Raw genomic sequence first — 17,624 nt, forward strand, 5'->3', positions numbered from 1 at the left:
CGCATCGAGGTGAGGTCGCGCGTTGATCCATCGCAACGCCGGGCGAGTTGGGACGCATGGGCGCATCGCCGGTACGGCAGGCATCATGCCCTACCGGCTGGCCCGCGAGCGGCCATGACCATTGCACCGAGTTGGACGAGTAGGAGGGGCGCGAAGCTCGCGCTGAGGATGATCGCCCACATGGTCGAGTCGGGCGTCACGAGGCCGAGCACGTTCCCGACCGCAGGCATGTAGGCCGGGCCGACGAGCAGCACCGTGCACAGTAGCAGAGCGGCCCAGATCCAGGGGTTGCGGGTGACCTCGTTACGAAGCGGTCCCGATCCCGATGCCCGCATGTTGAACACCTGCCAGAGCTGCGCGAAGGCGAGCGTCAGGAAGGTCACGGTCACGACGGAAGCCCGGTCGAGGGCGAACCACAACTCGGCGACCACCAGCCCCCCGAAGGTCGCGACCGCCAGAACGGCGGCGTGGAGGGTAATCCGCACCCATTGCGGACGTCCGAGGATGGGCTCACCCGGCGCACGCGGAGGACGTGCGAGAATGTCATGCCGTCCCTCGCACATCGCCAGCGCGAAGGCGGGGAACACGTCGGTCACGACGTTGAGGTAGAGGATCTGCAACGGCAGGATGGGGAGGGGTAGGGCGGAGAGGATGGCCAACCCGACGACCAAGACTTCGCTCAGGTTGCAGGCGAGGAGATAGGCGGCGAACCGACGGATGTTGTCGAAGATGACCCGTCCCTCGTGGACCGCCCCGACAATGGTCGGAAACGCGTCATCGAGGAGAACCATGGCGGCGGCCTCCCGCGCCACGTCCGTTCCCCGTAGACCCATCGCGACGCCGATATCCGCCTGCTTGAGGGCGGGGGCATCGTTGACGCCGTCGCCGGTCATGGCGACGATCTCTCCCCTGTCCTGGTAGGCTCGGACCAGCGCCAGCTTCTCGCCGGGGCTCACCCGCGCGAAGACCGCGACCTCCTCCAGGCAGTCCGGGACCACGCCGCCGACACCGCCCTCCACGACACGCTCACCGGGGCGGGCGAGCCCGACCGCGTGAGCGATGCTCAAGGCCGTGACGGCGTGGTCGCCGGTCACCATGATCACCCGGATGCCGGCCTTCCGGCAGGCCGCCAACGCGTCCGGGACGTCCTTTCGAGCCGGATCCTCCAGCCCGACCAGCCCGAGAAAGGTGAGCCCCTCGAAGGGATCTGCTCCAGCATCGTCGGTCGTCTTCTCAGCACAGGCGATGACGCGCAAGCCTCGGCTGGCCAGTTCCTCGATGCGGCGTCGCCACATGCACCGGGCATCGTCGTCGAGCGGGACGGCGCCAGTCCCACCATCGATGTGCCGCGAGGCGGCAAGCACCGCTTCCGGAGCCCCTTTGACGACGGTCAGATGGCCTGGTCCAGATGCATGGACGGTGGCCATCATGCGCCGGACCGCATCGAAGGCATGCTTCCTGACCAGCGGTCGCTCCCGCGCGAGCGCGATACGGTCCAATCCGACGGAAAGGCCCGCCCGCAGCAGCGCCTGTTCCATCGGGTCGCCGCTGTCCCTGCCAGGATCTACTCCGAGCGTGGCGTCATTGCAGAGGACCGCGACCTGAAGCAAACGTCCGGTCCCGGCAGCGGCGGAGCCTGGATCGGTCAGGTCGACATCACCGGAAGGCAGCAACAGCCACCGTACCGTCATCCGGTTCTCGGTCAGGGTGCCTGTCTTGTCGGTGAGGATAACCGTGGTGGCGCCGAGCGTCTCGACGGCCGAGAGACGCTCGATCAAGGCGTTCTTCCGGGCCATCCGCCACATGCCGCGCGCGAGGGCCAAGGTCGCCACGATGGGCAGCCCCTCCGGAATGGCGGCGACCGCCAAGGCGATCGCGGCTTCGGTCATGAGACGGAGGTCCTTGCCGGTCGCCACGCCGATGCCGGCGAGGACGAGCGCAAGCGCCAGGATCACCCAGACCATCTGGCCGGACAGACGTGCCAGGCGTCGCTCCAAGGGCGACCTGTCAGGCTCGGCTTGCTCGACGAGGCGCGCGACGGCACCGAGCTCGGTTCCGGCCCCGGTCGCCACGGCGACACCGGTGCCGCTGCCGTTCACGACGAGGGTTCCCCTGAACAGCATGGACGCTCGCTCTGCCAGACGCGCATCCGGAGCGACCGGCTTCGGCGATTTGTCGGCCGGCACCGATTCACCCGTGAGGGTGGACTCGTCCGCGCGCAGGTTGGATGCCTCGACGAGCCGGATGTCGGCCGGGACGGCATCGCCGCCTTCGATTAACACGATGTCGCCCGGGACCAGATCCTCGGCGGGGAGCACCTGCGTGCGTCCGTCGCGGCGGACGCGGGCCGAGCGCGTCCCGAGCGCCCGCAATCCTTCGATGGACCGCAGCGCTCTCAGTTCGGTGAAGAAGCCAAGGCCGGTGTTGATGGCCAAGACCGCGATAATGGCGGCCGCCTCCTGCCAGTCGCCGAAGTAGAGCGAGAGGGCACCCGCTGCCGCGAGCAGGTAGACGACAGGGCTCGCGAGCTGGTGGACGAACAGGGCAAGCTTGCCGGCCCTCTCCTTCGTGGCGATCACGTTCGGGCCGAAGCGTGCGAGCCGTCGCCGGGCTTCCGCTTCCGTAAGGCCCGCGCGCGGGCAAGTTCCGAACTCCTCTGCTATGTCCTCGCCAGGCACCGCATGGGCGGCCTCCTTCCCCGCAGGCGTCGAACCGGGTGTTGTGCGCGTGTCCCAGGTCGCGGCTCCAATGTCCTGCCGGGTAGATCCGTGCGCGGGAAAAGGGCGTTCGGGACCGTAAGGCGCAACGGCCGGATCGCACACCGTCCCTGGGCCCCTGGGGGGTTGATCGCTTGCCATCTGAGAGCCTGCCCTGGTTTACCACTTCCCAGCCTCCCAGTTGTCGACCGGCCGGACGTTGATCCGCCTCAAGGTCCGAGCGGATTGGCATCTCGTTCGCGCGGAACAGAGCGTCGGCCTTGCGCTGGATCAAGGCTCCTCCGCTTGAGGCACCTCATCCTCGTCCGGCCTTCACGAAAGCAAACGGGAGAGACGCCATGACCGACAAGGACCTGCGCCGCGACGTGCTCGACGAGCTCGACTTCGACCCCAGCCTGGATGCGGCCGACATCGGCGTCGCGGTCTCGGATGGCGTCGTTACCCTGACGGGGCATGTCGGTAGCTATGCCGAGAAGGTCGAGGCCGAGCGCGCGGTGAAGCGGGTCAAGGGCGTGCGCGCCATCGCCCAGGAGATCCAGGTGCGCCTTCCCAAAGCCAAGGCCGTCGAGGACGACCAGATCGCGGCGCGGGCATTGGCCATCATCGACTGGTCCGTCCATCTCCCGAAGCAGGCGATCCAAGTGAAGGTCGCGCAGGGGTGGGTCACACTCACCGGTGCGGTGCCCTGGCAGTACCAGGCGATGGGCGCCGAGGCGGCGGTCCGCAAGCTGTCCGGAGTGGCCGGCGTCTCGAACCTCGTCGAGGTCAGGCCGGAGGTGCGACCGACGGCCGTCAAGGAGAAGATCCTGGAAGCGTTCCGGCGGAACGCCCTGTTCGAGGCGGACGCGATCAAGGTCAGCGTGGACGGCGACCAGGTCACCCTCGAAGGAGCCGTGACCGTCGGCATCGAACGGGATGCCGCCGAGCGGGCGGCTTGGTCCATACCGGGCGTCCGGACCGTCGTGGACCACATCGTCGCCCTGCGCTGAGGAGACATGACATGACCCATGGGACACAGGAACCCGCCAACTCTAAGGAGCGGGGCGGGACGCCTTCTGGAGAGCATGCCCTGCCATCCATGCTGCATCGGGTGATGCTGACGTTGGCGAGGTGCCCAGAGTACCCGGACGGCAGCGTGGGCCGCGGCTATGAGATGATCGCGCCGCTCGGGCCTGATGGCCATCTCGATGCCGGTCTCTGGCGCGATACTCGCGATTGTTGCCGCGTGCGCCGCTTCTGGGCTGGGGAGCGCGACCGTGACGGCCGCCTCGTCCACCGAGCCGGCGGGGATGGCGGTGCGACCTGGCTGATCGACTACGAGGATTGGACGAACGAGGACGACGAGCCGGGCTATCACCTCGGTACGCACGCCTTCGTTCCGGGAGAATACGTCTCGATCCGCGACGCCGACGACGGGGTCTACCGCACGTTCATGGTCACCCGTGTCGACCTCGCAAGTGCGGGAGGTCGGACATGACTCCGATGGCCTTGCCTTTCCCCCCGATGGGTCCGCGGTCCGATCTCGACCCGGCAGAGGCTGCGTGACTGGTCGTATGGCGTACCCTGTGGCTGGACCTGCCACTCGCCTGGGCCAGCGAGGTGGACCGGTTTCTGTTCCGATGGATCGAGCCGGCGGTCACTGAGACGGACACTGCCGGTCTCAATGCGAAAGGGGGACCGCACACGGCGACGCAGGCTGTCGCCCTGAGCCTCGGATGCGACCCCTCGGAACCAACGTGAGCGGCAACGCGCGACCAGTCCGGTCTGCGTTCCGCTTGGCTCTCACTGAAGATCAGGCGGAACGACCTCGTGGGTCACGTCCTGACCCGTGTCGACTTCGCGCACGCTGACTCTGACGCCCCGTCGGATCAGCCGCTGCAAGTCCTCTGGTGCCAGGTAGACTTGGGTCTCGGGGTCGTAGAGCCTGCATCCGCCATACCGTTTGAGGTGCCGAATGGCCGAGGACTTCTTGTTGGGCATCATCTCGAATGCGCGGCGATTGCCGTCTCCCACCATCCGCTAGATCTTATCTGGAATAACTAAATTGTAGGCGTTGGACGCGCAATAGCCGTGCCGTTGGTCGCCCCGCGGTCGAGTCACTCTTGGATCAACCCCTCGGTCAGGAAGGCAATCTCATGCTCCTCGTCCGCGGGGACGATGCGCACCTCCACGATGGAGGACCGGTGGCCGATAACAGCCTCGTCACGGGTGTTCGCGTCCGCGTCGAGGGCGATGCCGGCGAACGCCAGTCCACGGCAGACGGCTGCGCGAACCCAATTCGAGTGCTCGCCGATGCCACCGGTGAACACGAGGGTGTCGAGGCCGCCGAGCGCTGCGATCAGCGAACCTGCCTCGCGTACGATCCGGTAGGCGAAGAGGTCGAGGGCTTCCCGTGCCTCCGGCGCCTGGCTGGCTTCAAGAACGCGCACGTCGTCGCTAACGCCTGATACGCCGAGGAGCCCGGACTTCTCATTCAGCAGGTCGGCAACGGCGTCCGGAGTGAACCCACGCTCGCGGATCAGGTGCAGGACAAGGCCCGGATCCACGGACCCGCTGCGGGTGCCCATCATCAGACCGTCAAGCGTCGTGAAGCCCATGGTGGTGGCGACGCTGCGCCCGTCCCGGATGGCGCAAAGGCTCGCCCCGTGTCCGAGATGCGCGGCGAGCACTCGGCCTTGCGGGCAGATCCGGGCAATGTGGGCGTAGGAGAGGCCGTGGAAGCCGAAGCGGACGAAGTCCTCGTCGATGAGGGGCCGCGGAAGGGGGTAGAGCTGGGCGAGCCGGTCCTGGGTGCGGTGGAAGGCGGTGTCGAAGCATGCGACCTGAGGCAAATCCGGCCAAGTCTCCGCTACCGTTCGGACGCACGCCAATGCCTGCGGCTGATGGGCCGGCGCCAGGGGGATCAACGTCTCCAATTCGGAGATGACCCCGCCGTCGAGGCGCAGCGGGACGGCGTAGCGTATGCCGCCATGGACAATGCGGTGGCCTGCCGCGGTCGGTGCGGCGGGCAGCCGTCCGAGTAGCCATCGGGCGACCTTTGCATGGTCCCCTACAGGGGGCAGCGTGTCATCCCGGGCGATGCCATCGACCGCGAGCCTCGGCTCGTTTCCGATGTCGGCGACGTGCGCTCGCCAGTCCGGCCCGTCCGCACCTGGCTGGAACAGGGCGCAACGCAAGCTGGAGGACCCTGCATTGAGGACCAGGATCATCGCTGATGGTCCGCCTCGGGAAGCCGAACACCGGTCTCGAACTCGTCCTGGTCAATCTCGTGTGCACCTGCCGAGCCGCACTGCATGATATCCGCCTCGATGCGGCGGTCGGGGTGCGCGTGCGCATGACTCTCGGGCCAGACCCAGTCCCGGACGGCCGGCAGATCGTCGCCGGTCCGGCAGACGTGTTCGCGATGGGTCGCTAACGCCTCCCGGAGCGCCTCCTGGGCGTGTTCGCCTCGTACCCCCAGCAGCGGTGCGGCCCGCAGGGCGGCCTGCGCGAGATGGAAGCGGTCGAGCCTGTTCAGGACGCACATGTCGAAGGGCGTGGTCGTCGTACCTTCCTCGATGAAGCCATGGACGTGGAAGTTCGCGTGGTTCGTCCGCTTGTAGGTCAGTCGATGGATGAGCCAGGGATAGCCGTGGTAGGCGAACACCACTGGCCGATGGTGGGTGAAAAGGCTGTCGAAGGTCGGGTCGTCCAGTCCGTGCGGATGCATCTCTCGCGAAGCCAGGGTCATCAGATCGACGACGTTGACGACCCGGACCCGCAGCTCGGGGACATGCCGGCGCAGCCAGTCCACGGCCGCGAGGGTCTCCATCGTCGGCACGTCCCCGGCGCAGGCCATCACCACGTCGGGTTCGGCCTCGCCCTCGTTCGAGGCCCAGTCCCAGATGGATGCGCCAGCCGCGCAATGCTTGGCCGCTTCCTCCAGGCTCAGCCATTGCAGGGCCGGCTGCTTTCCGGCCACCACCACGTTGATGCGGTCGTAGGTGCGCAGGCAGTGGTCCATGACGCACAGGAGGCTGTTCGCGTCCGGCGGCAGGTAGATGCGGGCCGTGTCCCCGCGCTTGTTGGCCACGAAGTCGATGAAGCCGGGGTCCTGGTGGCTGAAGCCGTTGTGGTCCTGGCGCCAAACATGGGACGACAGCAGGATGTTGAGGGATGGCACCGGCCGGCGCCAGGGCAGGTCGCGTGACGACTTCAGCCACTTGGCATGCTGGTTCACCATCGAATCGACCACGTGCGCGAAGGCCTCGTAGGTCGCGAACAAACCGTGACGGCCGGTGAGGACATAGCCTTCGAGCCAGCCCTCGCAGAGATGCTCGCTCAGGATCTCCATGACGCGGCCATCGCGTCCGAGGTGGTCGTCGCCCGGCAGGATCGGCTCCTGCCAGGCCCGGCTCGTCACGTCGAATACCGCGTCGAGGCGGTTCGAGGCGGTCTCGTCGGGACCCATGATGCGAAAGTTGCGGGCTTCCGCGTTGAGGGTCAGGACCTCCCGCAGGTAGGTCCCAAGCGCACGGGTCGACTCGGCCCGCGATCGGCCAGGCTCGGGCACCGCGACGGCGAGGCGGCGCAGGTCCGGAAGGCGCAGGGGAGCGGTCGCATGGGCATTGGCGTGCGGGTTCGCCGAGATGCGCCGGCGGCCCTTTGGCGGCAGCGCCGCCAGGCCGGCCGCGAGCGAGCCGTCCTGCGCGAACAGTTCCTCGGGACGATAGGACCTCATCCAGGCTTCCAGGATGGCGCGATGTTCCGCGTTGTCCCGAGTGGCTGCCACGGGGACTTGGTGCGCGCGCCAGGTGCCCTCGACGGGCTTCCCGTCGACGGTCCTGGGTCCGGTCCAACCCTTCGGGCTTCGCAGCACGATCATGGGCCATCGCGGCCGCTCCACCTTACCGCGGTGGGCGGCCCTCCTGATCTCCGCGATGGCGTCGAAGGCCGCATCGAGGGCCGTCGCCATGGCCTGATGCATGGCGGCGGGCTCGTGGCCCTCGACGAAGGCCGGCTCGTAGCCGTAGCCGACGAGAAGACTGCGCAGTTCCTCTCGCGGCATGCGAGCGAGGATGGTCGGGTTGGCGATCTTGTAGCCGTTGAGGTGCAGGATCGGCAGGACCGTCCCGTCATGGCGTGGGTCGAGGAACTTGTTCGAGTGCCAGGAGGCGGCGAGCGGCCCGGTCTCGGCCTCGCCGTCGCCGACGATGCAAGCGACGATCAGGCCGGGGTTGTCGAGGGCCGCCCCGAAGGCATGGGCCAGCGAATAGCCGAGCTCGCCGCCCTCATGGATGGAGCCCGGCAACTCAGGCGAGGCGTGGCTCGGGATGCCGCCGGGGAAGGAGAACTGGCGGAACAGGCAGGTCATCCCGTCGAGGTCCTGCGCTACGTCCGGGTAGATCTCGCTGTAGGTGCCTTCCAGGTAGGCGTTGGCCACCAGCCCTGGCGCGCCATGGCCCGGCCCCCAGACGCCGATCATGTCGAGGTCGCGCATCCGGATGACGCGATTGAGGTGCGCGTAGATGAAGTTCAGGCCGGGCGTGGTGCCCCAATGGCCAAGGAGCCGCGGCTTGACGTGCTCGGCCTTCAGAGGCTCGCGCAGCAGGGGGTTGTCCATCAGGTAGATCTGCCCGACCGACAGGTAGTTGGCGGCGCGCCAGTAGGCATTGATGTCCCGCAACTCATCTGGCCCGAGAGGACCCGGTACGAATGGCAGGTCGCTTCGATCTCCATGCCCAGGGTGGGTTTGGCGGATCCGCTCGGATGTCAGTTCCATGTCGGCCTCTAGGCGGGTCTCGGTTCTCCGGTCGAGTATGCGGTTCCTGAACCCGGAGTCGTTGATCCACCTCAAGGCGGCCTCCGGTCCGGCGCTCATCATGGCCCCGCAATCGAGGACGGGAGCGGGCGATGACCCTGGTCGTGAGATCCACCTACATCGAGACGATCCGGTATGTCCGGACGCCGATCCGGCTACAGGCGAACGACACGGAGGCGCCCTCGGTCGTTTCGGACGGCCACCGTTACCGGAGCATCGGAAGCCTTCAGGCCCTGGGCCTTGCGGTCGTGGCCGCGGCGGTGACGCCGACGCTGCTGTGGCTGGTGCTCTGAAACTGCAAGCCCAACTCAGCGGGAGACGAACGATGGACGACAGGACCTTGCGCCAGCACGTGCTGGAGGAATTGGACTTCGATCCGAAGGTGGACGCAGCTCATATCGGCGTGGCCGTTCGCGACCGCATCGTGACCTTGTCCGGCCACGTTGCCACCTATGCCGAGAAGATCGCCGCCGAGAGGATCGCGCAGCGGGTCCGCGGTGTCCGGGCCGTCGTCGAGGGGATCGAGGTCCGCTACCCCTCCGACGAGAAGACTGGGGACGAGGAACTCGCCGCCCGTGTCGTGAAGGTCTTGGCCTGGAACGTCCAGGTTCCGGACGAGGCAATCAAGGTCAAGGTCGAGCATGGCTGCGTCACCCTCGATGGCTGCGTGCCCTGGTACTACCAGAGGGCTGCGGCACAATCCGCGGTGTCCAAGCTCACGGGAGTTCGGGAGGTGCTGAACCTCCTTGCCGTCAAGCCGCCAGTCCAGTCGGCGGACGTAAAGGCCAAGGTGCTTGCGGCTCTGAAGCGGACGGCACGGGATCCCGACAGCATCACGGTGCGCGTGGAAGGGGACACGGTGATCCTCGACGGATGCGTCGACCTGTGGCGGGAGCGCGAGCTCGCCGAGCGTGCGGCATGGTCGACTCCGGGCGTCCATGCCGTCGATGACCGCCTCAGGCTTGCCTGGTGAAGGGGCCGGCAGGCTCTCGGTCCACTGACGCTCCCTGGAATTTCAAGAGTCTCAGATGACGGCGGAGGATCAGGGCTCCCGAATGGCGCGGCTCAAATCCGGACGGCCCCTGCCGCGATGGGTGCCTGCGAAGCTGTGCAAGCAGCGCAAGGCGGCCATCGCCCATCGTGCCCAGGACGCGCAGATGGTTGGTCCAATGGACGTCAAAGCCTTGCTTCGGGGCGTTCGATCGGTGGCCGAGGAGGGGTTCGGCTCCGGCCCGATCTCTCTCCGGTCGCGGCTTCGCGAACAGATGTCGCGAGCGGGACGACAGCGCTGCAACGCGGACGTGACCGGCAATCCGTAGCTCCTTGAGATGGATCAAGGCCTCAGGGGCCATCGCAGGCAAGGTGTCCGAACAGGGCGGGCATGCCTGAAGTCGGGAGGTATTCATGAGGATCTCCAACGTGATGGTCTCAGTTGACCTCGGGGCCGCGGCCGCAGACCGGGTCCAACTCGCCGCCGGCCTTGCCGAGCGCCTCGGGTCCAAGCTGACCGGCGTCGCCGGACGCCCGATCCTGGGTCCGATACCGGTCGGGGACGTGCTGGAGGCAGAGCGTTCCTGGGCGGCCGAGGAGCGGTTGGCCGAAGAGGATCTCGCCGCGGCGAAGGCCCTTTTCGAACGCGAGGCCGCAGCGGTGCAAGCAAAGGCCTGGAAGTCCGCAACGGGCTCACCCCTGGCCTACCTCGCCGCGCAGGCGCGCACCGCCGATCTCTTGGTCGTTGGAAGACAGGGGCCGGGAGACGGCGACCCGGGGGTGATGGGTGTCTCGGCCGGTACGCTCCTGATGGAGGTCGGACGCCCCATACTGGTCACGCCGCCTGGAATCGAACACCTCGCGGCGAAGAGGATCGTGGTCGCCTGGAAGGACACCCGCGAGGCGCGCCGGGCCGTCCATGACGCGCTGCCCTTCCTGACAAGGGCGGACGAGGTCCACATCGCCGTGGTCGGCCCGGCGGCGGACCAGGAGGGTGCCGAGGACGTCGCCGCCTATCTCTCCAGCCACTGCGTCACCGTCACCACGCATCTGCTGCGCAGGCCGGAGATCAGCGCCGCGGACGAGATCCTTCGGTTCGCCCGGCGCGAAGAGGCCGACCTGGTCGTGCTGGGTGCATACGGGCATAGCCGGCTTCGCGAGTGGATCTTCGGCGGCGTCACCCGCGACATCCTTCAGACGACCTCCCTCTGCTGTTTGATGAGCCACTGATGCGCCGCTTCCCTCGAAGACACCGTGATCTTCTGGCTATCGTCACGGCGCCACTCCTCTGGCTGGCCATATTCGACACCGCCTCGGCCTGGGACCTCAAGGCGAAGCAAGGCGAGACCATCGCCCGGACGAACTGTGCCCGGTGCCACGCCGTGGGTCGGCAAGGTTCGAGCCCCCTCCGGGAAGCACCGCCTTTCCGTGAATTGCACAGCCGCTACCCTGTCGAGAACCTCGCGGAGGCCTTGGCGGAGGGCATCACCACCGGGCATCCGTCCATGCCGGAATTTCGCCTCGAACCGGACCAGGCGGACAACCTGATCGCCTATCTCAAGTCGCTCGAACGCTGAGCGGGGACGGAGAACCGAGATGTTCCTTCGCTGCCTCCTCGTCCCGACCGCGCCCGGCATCGACCCGACGCGTCGGATGGATGCCGCGCTGCGGCTCAGCCGACGCCTCCACGCCCATATCGGCGTCGCCTTCATGGCCCCGGGACCGGAACACGTCCTGGCCAGCATGGCGAGCCTGGTACCCGTCGGGCAGACGACCATCGAGGCCATCAAGCAGGGCGTGCGCGAGGCTGCCGCCGATGGGAAGGCGGCCCTGCAGGCGTGGTGCGGGCGGCAGGGCGTGGCGTTCATGCCGACCGGCGAGCGCCTCGACGCCACCTTCACGACCTGGACCGAGTATTCCGGCGAGGTCGAACCGATCCTGACGAGCCTCGGTCGGGTCAACGACCTCGTCATCGTCGACCGTCCCGATCCAGCCTGGCCGTTCACCGGGCGAGCGCTCGACACGGCCCTGTTTTCCATAGGACGACCGACCCTGATGATCGGGGAGCCCGTGACGTACGACCCCTTGTACCATGTGGTGATTGCCTGGAACGGCAGCCTGGAAGCGACGCGCCTGATTGGCCAATCCATCACGCTCCTGCGCGAGGCCGAGCGCGTCACCGTCCTACACGCGAAGACCGGGAGATTCGAGGAGGCACACGCGGCGGACCTATGCGGCTACCTGCGCTGGCACGGGATCGTCGCGGAAGCGGTCACCTTGCCGGTGAAGGAAGGCACTTCGGTCGGTGCGGCCATCCTTGCGGAGGCCGAGGCCAGGGATGCCACTATGCTCGCGCTCGGTGCCTATACCCACAGCCGCGTGCGCGAATTCCTGCTCGGGGGTGTCACCCGCCACGTGATCGAACACGCCGGCATCCCGGTTCTGATGGCTCACTAAGCCGACAGCCCATTTCCCGAGAGGTCGGCGTAGAGCCGCGGTGATCTTCGGCCAAATTCAGCGCTTGGTGTCGACCGCTTGTGACCTGATAGGACATAGCGGTTCAACATCCAGCTAACCGAAAGCGGACGCATTCTCATGGGTTGTTTTCAGGCTGTCATGCTCGTCGTTGGCCGCCTCAATTGCGGCACCTTTGTTGAGTGCCCACCCGCAGAGCGCCTCGAAGGGTTGGCGCAGTGAATGGCCGAGCGGGGGATTCGCGTACTCGACGCCGATTGGTGCGGTCGGCAGCACTGTCCGGGTCACCATACCGTTGCGCTCCAGCCGCTTCAGCGCGTCCGCCAGCGCCTTGTGCGTGATGTCATCGAGCCGCCGCTTGATCGCGTTGAACCGTGCCGGTCGCGGGCAGTGCACCGTGAGGATCAGGATCGTCCACTTGCCGGCGATCTTGTCCAGCACCGGGCGGACCCGCGCCTTGTCAGCGAGCGCGCATCCTGATCTCACCCAGAACGAGGATGCCACGAAATCGGTCACAGAATTCGTCACATGGAAGCCTCTTTAAAGGATCGGCTTGAGACGTTGGCAGCTGGTGGCTGCGATAATCCCCATCAACGGCGACATGATGCCGGATGCGGGAGGGAAGGTGGATGTCGGTCTCCGACGACGAGGTGTTCCACGGTGATGCATCGGACTTTCCGGACGGCGATGACGTCCGCTTCCGCCAGCGCACCAGGACGGCGTTGCTCAGGGAGACCCTGCAGCTTGCCAACTTCTCGGCCGTCACGCAGGCCGCCGTGGTCGTGGCGCTCGCCTGGATGTTCTGGGGAGTCGCCCCCAACGCGTATCTCATCGCACTCGCGATCGGAGTGACCTCCCTATGCGCGGCGACCTTCGTCGCGACGCGGCATCACCGGAGCCGGTTCCGCGATTGCGCGACCCCGACGGCGGTCCGCCGCGGCTTCCTCCTCGCGAAAACGCTTTCCTTCGGCCTGGGTCTCGTCTGGTCGACGATGCCGGCGATGCTCCTCCCGACGGTGGACAATGCCTACCGGGTCGTAGTGGTCGCAGTCTGCGCCGGGCTGATCTCGGACGCCTACGTGGTCGGCCCGATCTTCTCCGTCGCGATCCTGCTCGTCGCTCCCGTCGTCGCCGGGGCGGTCGTCGGGCTGGCGGGGACGGAGGCGCCGGTCGGCGGATACATCGCCGTGCTCCTGGTCATCTACGCGACGTTCGTCTTCAGCAGCGCGCGGCGGATCTGCCGCCTCTCCTACCAGCGCATCCTCGACCGTCTCAAGGTGCAGGAGCAGAACGAGACTATCGGCCTGCTCCTCAACGACTTCGCGGAGGGGGCGAGCGACTGGCTCTGGGAGACCGACAACGCCGGCCGGCTTCGGCATGCCCATGTGCGGATCGGCGAATTGCTCGGCATCGACGCCGCAAGCCTGCGCCACCGCACCCTCGCCGGCGTCCTCCAGGCGCACGCGGACGACCCGCAGGGACATAGCAACGTGGATGCCGTGGTCGCCGCCATCGAGGCGCGTGCCCCGTTCCGTGACCGGACGGTGCGGCTGCGGACGCCGACCGGAGTCCGCTGGTGGAGGCTCAACGGAAAGCCCGTGCACGACGAGGGGGGAACGTTCCTGGGTTATCGCGGGGTGGGATCGGACACCACCGCGGGCCGGGAAGCCCAGGCGCGCATCGCCTTCCTTGCCGGACACGACACCCTGACGGGATTGCCCAACCGCGCGGCGTTTCAGGAGGCGGTTCAGGCGCTCTGCGACGACGGCGTCTCGACGGCACGAAGCGGCGCGCTATTCTATATCGACCTCGACGGCTTCAAAGCCGTCAACGACGAGCGCGGGCACAGGATGGGCGACCGGCTCCTCAAGGCCGTCGCTAGGCGCATGACCGACCTTGCGGGACCCGACGCTTCCGTCTTCCGCCTGGGTGGCGACGAGTTCGCGGTCATCGTCACCGATGCCGGCCAGAAGGTGGCGGAGGCGTTGGCCGGACGCATAGTGTCCGAGTTGCGCCGTGCCTTCCAGATCGACGACGCGCGCCTCGATATCGGCGCCAGCGTCGGCATCGCCTACGTCCCGGACGACGCCGTCGACCCGGAGAGCCTGCTCATGCGCGCCGACCTGGGGCTCTATTCCGCCAAAGCCGCCGGCAAGGGGCGGTGGCAGGGCTTCGACCCGTCCCTGGAGGAGAAGGCGCTGCGCCATCGCCAGCTGGATGCCGACATGCGCGTCGCCCTCGCGGCAGACGAGATGGAGCTGCATTACCAGCCTCTGGTCGACATGCGTACCGGCCGCGTCACAGGATTCGAAGCGCTGCTGCGCTGGAACAAGCCCGGACACGGCTGGGTGTCGCCGGGAGAGGTCATCCCCATCGCCGAAGCGACGGGCTTCGTCGTCGAGATCGGCCGTTGGGCCCTGCGCCGAGCGTGCGCCGACGCCCGGATGTGGGCCGACCTGCGGGTCGCCGTCAACATCTCCTCCATCCACGTCCGGATGCCTGCATTCCACGAAGAGGTCGCCGCCATCCTCCGCGAAACCGGCCTGGCACCGGAGAACCTGGAGATCGAGATCACCGAATCCGTTCTGCTCGACCATGGCCCCGAGGTGCTGGGCAACCTGAAGCGTGTGCGCGCCATGGGCGTGCGGATCGCCCTCGACGACTTTGGCACGGGCTATTCCAGCTTGAGCTACCTGACCGAGTTCCCGTTCGACAAGGTGAAGGTCGACCGGTCCTTCGTCCGCGATCTGCAGGGACGGCCCGAGAAGGTGGCCGTAGTCGAGGCGATTGCCCGAATGGCGCGGGCGCTGTCGATGAACGTGACGGTGGAGGGCGTGGAGACGCAGGCCCAGCTCGATGTCCTCAGGGCCAAGCGCTGCGACATCGCGCAGGGGTTCCTCTACAGCCCCGCGCGGCCCGCCGGCGAGATCATGGCCCTGATCGAGCGGATCGAGGCGCCGTCGCAGCCGATGGACGGGAACCGAGGCGAGCCGATGCGCACGCGGATGCCAACCCTTGCCCTGGTGAGGCCCGCGGGCTGACGGGCACTTAGAGACCTGGACATAGCATACAGGCGTGCGTCCCTGGCAAGACATTCCATGAACCAAAACCTTTCAATCGTTGCAGGATATCATGAATACAAACGAAATGGCATTTTTTGTTCCACGTATTAGAGATTTTGGCGCGAATAAGTAGAAGTTACTATTTGCAAATCGAACTGAGCTGATTAACTTCACGCCGTGGCGGCGACGATGCTCCGCGGACGAGCGTCCGCTTCAAGGAAGGCGACGCCACGGGACGCAGAACCCGATTCGAAGTCGGGCCCGACCGTTCAGGTGTGCCGCACGATGCCACCGTCTCGACTTCCCGAAGACTGGACGCCACCGGCCGGGGGTCCGAGGAGATCCCGACCTATGCCCGCCGGGACCTACGATGGGAACAGGACCTTGAGCCGGCCTCACGCCAACATCGAAGCCAGGTCGTCCTTCCGACGCGTTGGCCTCCTTCGCCGTTTCGTTTCTCGGATGTGGGCCCTTCGGATCTCCGCTCTCGGATGAGCCGGGTTCCATTCAGTGTCGAAGCCACCACGGCGAACGGGGAGGAAGGCTTGCCGCCCTTCGGGACCGCCGAGCCGGAACGTCTTGCGATGTTGGAGAAATATCGCATCCTGGATACACCCGAGGAGGAAGCCTTCGACGGCATCGTCCGGCTGGCGACGCAGCTCTGCGGGACGCCGGTCGGCATGATTACCCTGATCGCGTCAGACCGGCAGTGGTTCAAGGCGCGGGTTGGTCTCGACAGGCGCGAGACCCCGCTCGAAGAATCGATCTGCGTACACGCTCTGCCGGCTCCCTCCCTCCTCGTCATCCCCGACATGGCACTCGATCCACGCACGCGGAAGAACCCCGTCGTCACGGGCGAGGCGGCGATGCGCTTCTATGCGGCAGCGCCGTTACGGACCGCCTCGGGACTTGGCCTTGGCACCCTCTGCGTCATCGACCGCGAACCTCGCAACGGCGGCCTCACGGTCGCGCAGGAAGGGGTCATGCGATCCCTCGGCGAGCAGGTGATGGCCCTGATGGAGGCGCGCCGGGCGCTGCGAAGCCAGGAGGAATCCGCGGCGAGGCTCCAGGCGAGCGAGGCCTTTCTCAGAAGCGTCCTCGCCGCATCGCCGGATTGCATCAAGGTGCTCGACCTCAACGGGCGTCTCACCTTCATGAACGAGCCCGGCCGGTGCCTGATGGGGATCGACGACTTCGCGACGGTCGCCGGAGCCGAATGGCATCGCTTCTGGACCGGACCGTACGAGGCCAAGGCGCAGGCTGCGGTCGCCATGGCCCGCGCCGGTGGCGTCGGGCGGTTCGAGGGCTGGGCCGATACCTTGGGAGGCGTTCCGAAATATTGGGACGTGACGGTCTCGCCGATCAAAGGCGTGGACGGTCGGCTCGAACGTATCCTGGCCGTCTCCCGCGACCGGACGCTGGCTTACGAGGCAGCCCGGCGCCAGGAAGCCCTGACGAGCCTCGGCGAACGCCTGAGGGAGCTCGCCCAGCCCGACGAAGTCGCGGTGCAGGCAGCGCAGGCGGCGGTCTGGGCCCTTCGCCTGACCAGGGCGGCCTATGGTGCCGTCGATGCGTCCGGGAGCGTGATTACCTTCCACCAGGATTGTGCCCGGCCCGGACAGCCCAGCGTCGTCGGCACGCACCGCTATGCGGATTACGGCCGCTACGTCGAGGATTTGCGACGGGGCAAGACCGTGGCCATCGCCGACGTGCGGACCGATCCGCGAACGGCGTCGAACCTACAAGCGCTGGGGCGCTATGGCATCGGCGCGCTCGTCAACGTGCCGGCGATGGCGGACGGGCGCCTCGTCGGCGTCCTTTGCCTCCACGACGTGGTTCCGCATGCCTGGACGGAAGAAGAGGTTGCCTTCGCGCAGGCGGTCGCGGAGCGGGCGCGCCTGGCGTTGGGTCGTATCGCCGCCGAGGAGCAGCAGCAGCTTCGGACCCGCGAGGTCAGTCACCGGTTCAAGAACCTCCTTGCCATCATCCAGGCCATCGCAACCCAGACCATGCGCTCGGCCGATGACCTCTCGACCGCGAGCGAGGTCCTTGCCGGACGCCTCGCCGCTCTGGGGAAATCCCAGGATCTGCTCCTCGACGGCGAGATCGGCAGCAGCCCTATCCTGGACGTGGTGAAGGGCGCCCTGAACCTGCACACGGAGGCCACTCGCTTCGATGTGTCTGGCCCGGATGTCCGGATCGGTGGCAAGGTCACCCTGTCGCTGTCGCTCATGCTCCACGAATTGGCAACGAACGCGATCAAGTACGGTGCGCTCTCGAACGGCGTCGGCGGCGTCGCGATCTCGTGGGGGATACATGGCGCCGGCGGTGCGACGAGCCTGCGCCTGACCTGGCGCGAGAGCGGGGGGCCGCCGGTCGTCGCTCCGTCACGCAAGGGCTTCGGGAGTCGGCTGATCGAGCGCGGGCTTGCCGGCCAGATCGGGGGCGTGGTCGAACTCTCGTATGCCCCGACAGGCCTCGTGTTCTCGGTTGAGGCGCCCCTGGCGGCGTTTCAGGTCGAGAGTTGACCCCGAGGCATCGTAGCGAACCATGAAACACGCCGGGCCGTTCGTCCTTCGA

General features: G+C 67.1%; 15 protein-coding genes. 10 read left to right on the plus strand and 5 right to left on the minus strand.

Annotation, left to right across the window (positions count from 1 at the left end):
• Window positions 1–83 precede the first annotated feature (83 nt).
• Window positions 84–2,750, minus strand: coding sequence for a cation-transporting P-type ATPase (locus CRT23_RS13050; protein ID WP_245436205.1), 2,667 nt, complete (start codon window positions 2,748–2,750; stop codon window positions 84–86).
• Window positions 2,751–3,055: 305 nt separating this feature from the next.
• Here CRT23_RS13050 and CRT23_RS13055 point away from each other — a divergent pair, with 305 nt between their 5' ends.
• Window positions 3,056–3,706 carry a BON domain-containing protein gene (locus tag CRT23_RS13055; protein WP_103710062.1) on the plus strand — a complete coding sequence of 217 codons (651 nt, stop codon included), beginning with the start codon at window positions 3,056–3,058 and terminating at the stop codon, window positions 3,704–3,706.
• An 89-nt stretch (window positions 3,707–3,795) separates the two neighbouring features.
• The gene (locus tag CRT23_RS13060; RefSeq protein ID WP_103710063.1) at window positions 3,796–4,194 is read left to right on the plus strand and encodes a hypothetical protein; all 399 of its coding nucleotides are present in this window, start codon (window positions 3,796–3,798) and stop codon (window positions 4,192–4,194) included.
• Between the two features lie 305 nt (window positions 4,195–4,499).
• On the opposite strand, the gene CRT23_RS13065 is transcribed toward CRT23_RS13060, so the two are convergent.
• The 3 genes from CRT23_RS13065 to CRT23_RS13075 all read right to left on the minus strand — a co-directional run bounded on the left by CRT23_RS13065 (window position 4,500) and on the right by CRT23_RS13075 (window position 8,478).
• Entirely contained in the window at window positions 4,500–4,733 is a 234-nt protein-coding gene (locus CRT23_RS13065; protein ID WP_245436189.1) for a polyhydroxyalkanoate synthesis regulator DNA-binding domain-containing protein, read from the minus strand.
• 80 nt (window positions 4,734–4,813) lie between these two features.
• Entirely contained in the window at window positions 4,814–5,926 is a 1,113-nt protein-coding gene (locus CRT23_RS13070; RefSeq protein ID WP_103710064.1) for an acetate/propionate family kinase, read from the minus strand.
• Complete coding sequence (locus CRT23_RS13075; protein ID WP_103710065.1) at window positions 5,923–8,478, minus strand: phosphoketolase family protein; 2,556 nt, start codon at window positions 8,476–8,478, stop codon at window positions 5,923–5,925. Before CRT23_RS13075 ends, CRT23_RS13070 begins: the two co-directional genes overlap by 4 nt.
• A gap of 131 nt (window positions 8,479–8,609) precedes the next feature.
• Here CRT23_RS13075 and CRT23_RS13080 point away from each other — a divergent pair, with 131 nt between their 5' ends.
• The 6 genes from CRT23_RS13080 (at window position 8,610) to CRT23_RS13105 (ending at window position 11,964) form a co-directional block, all read left to right on the plus strand.
• A complete protein-coding gene (locus CRT23_RS13080) occupies window positions 8,610–8,810 on the plus strand; it encodes a hypothetical protein (protein WP_103710066.1) in 201 nt (66 codons plus the stop codon).
• Window positions 8,811–8,842: 32 nt separating this feature from the next.
• Window positions 8,843–9,490 carry a BON domain-containing protein gene (locus CRT23_RS13085; RefSeq protein WP_103710067.1) on the plus strand — a complete coding sequence of 216 codons (648 nt, stop codon included), beginning with the start codon at window positions 8,843–8,845 and terminating at the stop codon, window positions 9,488–9,490.
• A gap of 55 nt (window positions 9,491–9,545) precedes the next feature.
• Window positions 9,546–9,836 carry a hypothetical protein gene (locus tag CRT23_RS13090; protein WP_146056382.1) on the plus strand — a complete coding sequence of 97 codons (291 nt, stop codon included), beginning with the start codon at window positions 9,546–9,548 and terminating at the stop codon, window positions 9,834–9,836.
• Window positions 9,837–9,921: 85 nt separating this feature from the next.
• On the plus strand, window positions 9,922–10,737 hold the full coding sequence (locus CRT23_RS13095) for a universal stress protein (protein ID WP_103710069.1): 816 nt from the start codon (window positions 9,922–9,924) through the stop codon (window positions 10,735–10,737).
• Window positions 10,737–11,084 (plus strand): cytochrome c, encoded by a 348-nt coding sequence (locus CRT23_RS13100; protein ID WP_103710070.1) that lies wholly within the window; start codon window positions 10,737–10,739, stop codon window positions 11,082–11,084. The genes CRT23_RS13095 and CRT23_RS13100 overlap by 1 nt, the downstream gene beginning before the upstream one ends.
• A 19-nt stretch (window positions 11,085–11,103) precedes the next feature.
• Window positions 11,104–11,964: a universal stress protein gene (locus tag CRT23_RS13105; protein WP_103710071.1), complete on the plus strand. Its 861-nt coding sequence runs from the start codon at window positions 11,104–11,106 to the stop codon at window positions 11,962–11,964.
• Window positions 11,965–12,078: 114 nt separating this feature from the next.
• Here the strand turns inward: CRT23_RS13105 and CRT23_RS13110 are convergent, their stop codons facing one another.
• Window positions 12,079–12,498, minus strand: a complete 420-nt coding sequence (locus tag CRT23_RS13110; RefSeq protein ID WP_245436190.1) for a helix-turn-helix domain-containing protein — start codon at window positions 12,496–12,498, stop codon at window positions 12,079–12,081.
• A gap of 113 nt (window positions 12,499–12,611) precedes the next feature.
• Here CRT23_RS13110 and CRT23_RS13115 point away from each other — a divergent pair, with 113 nt between their 5' ends.
• Window positions 12,612–15,023 carry an EAL domain-containing protein gene (locus tag CRT23_RS13115; RefSeq protein ID WP_103710072.1) on the plus strand — a complete coding sequence of 804 codons (2,412 nt, stop codon included), beginning with the start codon at window positions 12,612–12,614 and terminating at the stop codon, window positions 15,021–15,023.
• A gap of 605 nt (window positions 15,024–15,628) precedes the next feature.
• Window positions 15,629–17,572, plus strand: a complete 1,944-nt coding sequence (locus CRT23_RS13120; protein ID WP_103710164.1) for a GAF domain-containing protein — start codon at window positions 15,629–15,631, stop codon at window positions 17,570–17,572.
• Window positions 17,573–17,624: the final 52 nt, after the last annotated feature.

Origin of the sequence: Methylobacterium sp. V23 (assembly GCF_002917135.1) — a bacterium.
Taxonomy (GTDB): domain Bacteria; phylum Pseudomonadota; class Alphaproteobacteria; order Rhizobiales; family Beijerinckiaceae; genus Methylobacterium.

Excerpts from the sequence above, each read along its gene's own strand:
- CRT23_RS13080 (WP_103710066.1), top strand. The coding sequence starts at position 8,610 with ATGACCCTGGTCGTGAGATCCACCTACATCGAGACGATCCGGTATGTC.
- CRT23_RS13075 (WP_103710065.1), bottom strand. The coding sequence starts at position 8,478 with ATGGAACTGACATCCGAGCGGATCCGCCAAACCCACCCTGGGCATGGA.
- CRT23_RS13090 (WP_146056382.1), top strand. The coding sequence starts at position 9,546 with ATGACGGCGGAGGATCAGGGCTCCCGAATGGCGCGGCTCAAATCCGGA.
- CRT23_RS13065 (WP_245436189.1), bottom strand. The coding sequence starts at position 4,733 with ATGGTGGGAGACGGCAATCGCCGCGCATTCGAGATGATGCCCAACAAG.
- CRT23_RS13100 (WP_103710070.1), top strand. The coding sequence starts at position 10,737 with ATGCGCCGCTTCCCTCGAAGACACCGTGATCTTCTGGCTATCGTCACG.
- CRT23_RS13055 (WP_103710062.1), top strand. The coding sequence starts at position 3,056 with ATGACCGACAAGGACCTGCGCCGCGACGTGCTCGACGAGCTCGACTTC.
- CRT23_RS13085 (WP_103710067.1), top strand. The coding sequence starts at position 8,843 with ATGGACGACAGGACCTTGCGCCAGCACGTGCTGGAGGAATTGGACTTC.
- CRT23_RS13115 (WP_103710072.1), top strand. The coding sequence starts at position 12,612 with ATGTCGGTCTCCGACGACGAGGTGTTCCACGGTGATGCATCGGACTTT.
- CRT23_RS13095 (WP_103710069.1), top strand. The coding sequence starts at position 9,922 with ATGAGGATCTCCAACGTGATGGTCTCAGTTGACCTCGGGGCCGCGGCC.
- CRT23_RS13060 (WP_103710063.1), top strand. The coding sequence starts at position 3,796 with ATGCTGCATCGGGTGATGCTGACGTTGGCGAGGTGCCCAGAGTACCCG.
- CRT23_RS13120 (WP_103710164.1), top strand. The coding sequence starts at position 15,629 with ATGTTGGAGAAATATCGCATCCTGGATACACCCGAGGAGGAAGCCTTC.
- CRT23_RS13070 (WP_103710064.1), bottom strand. The coding sequence starts at position 5,926 with ATGATCCTGGTCCTCAATGCAGGGTCCTCCAGCTTGCGTTGCGCCCTG.
- CRT23_RS13105 (WP_103710071.1), top strand. The coding sequence starts at position 11,104 with ATGTTCCTTCGCTGCCTCCTCGTCCCGACCGCGCCCGGCATCGACCCG.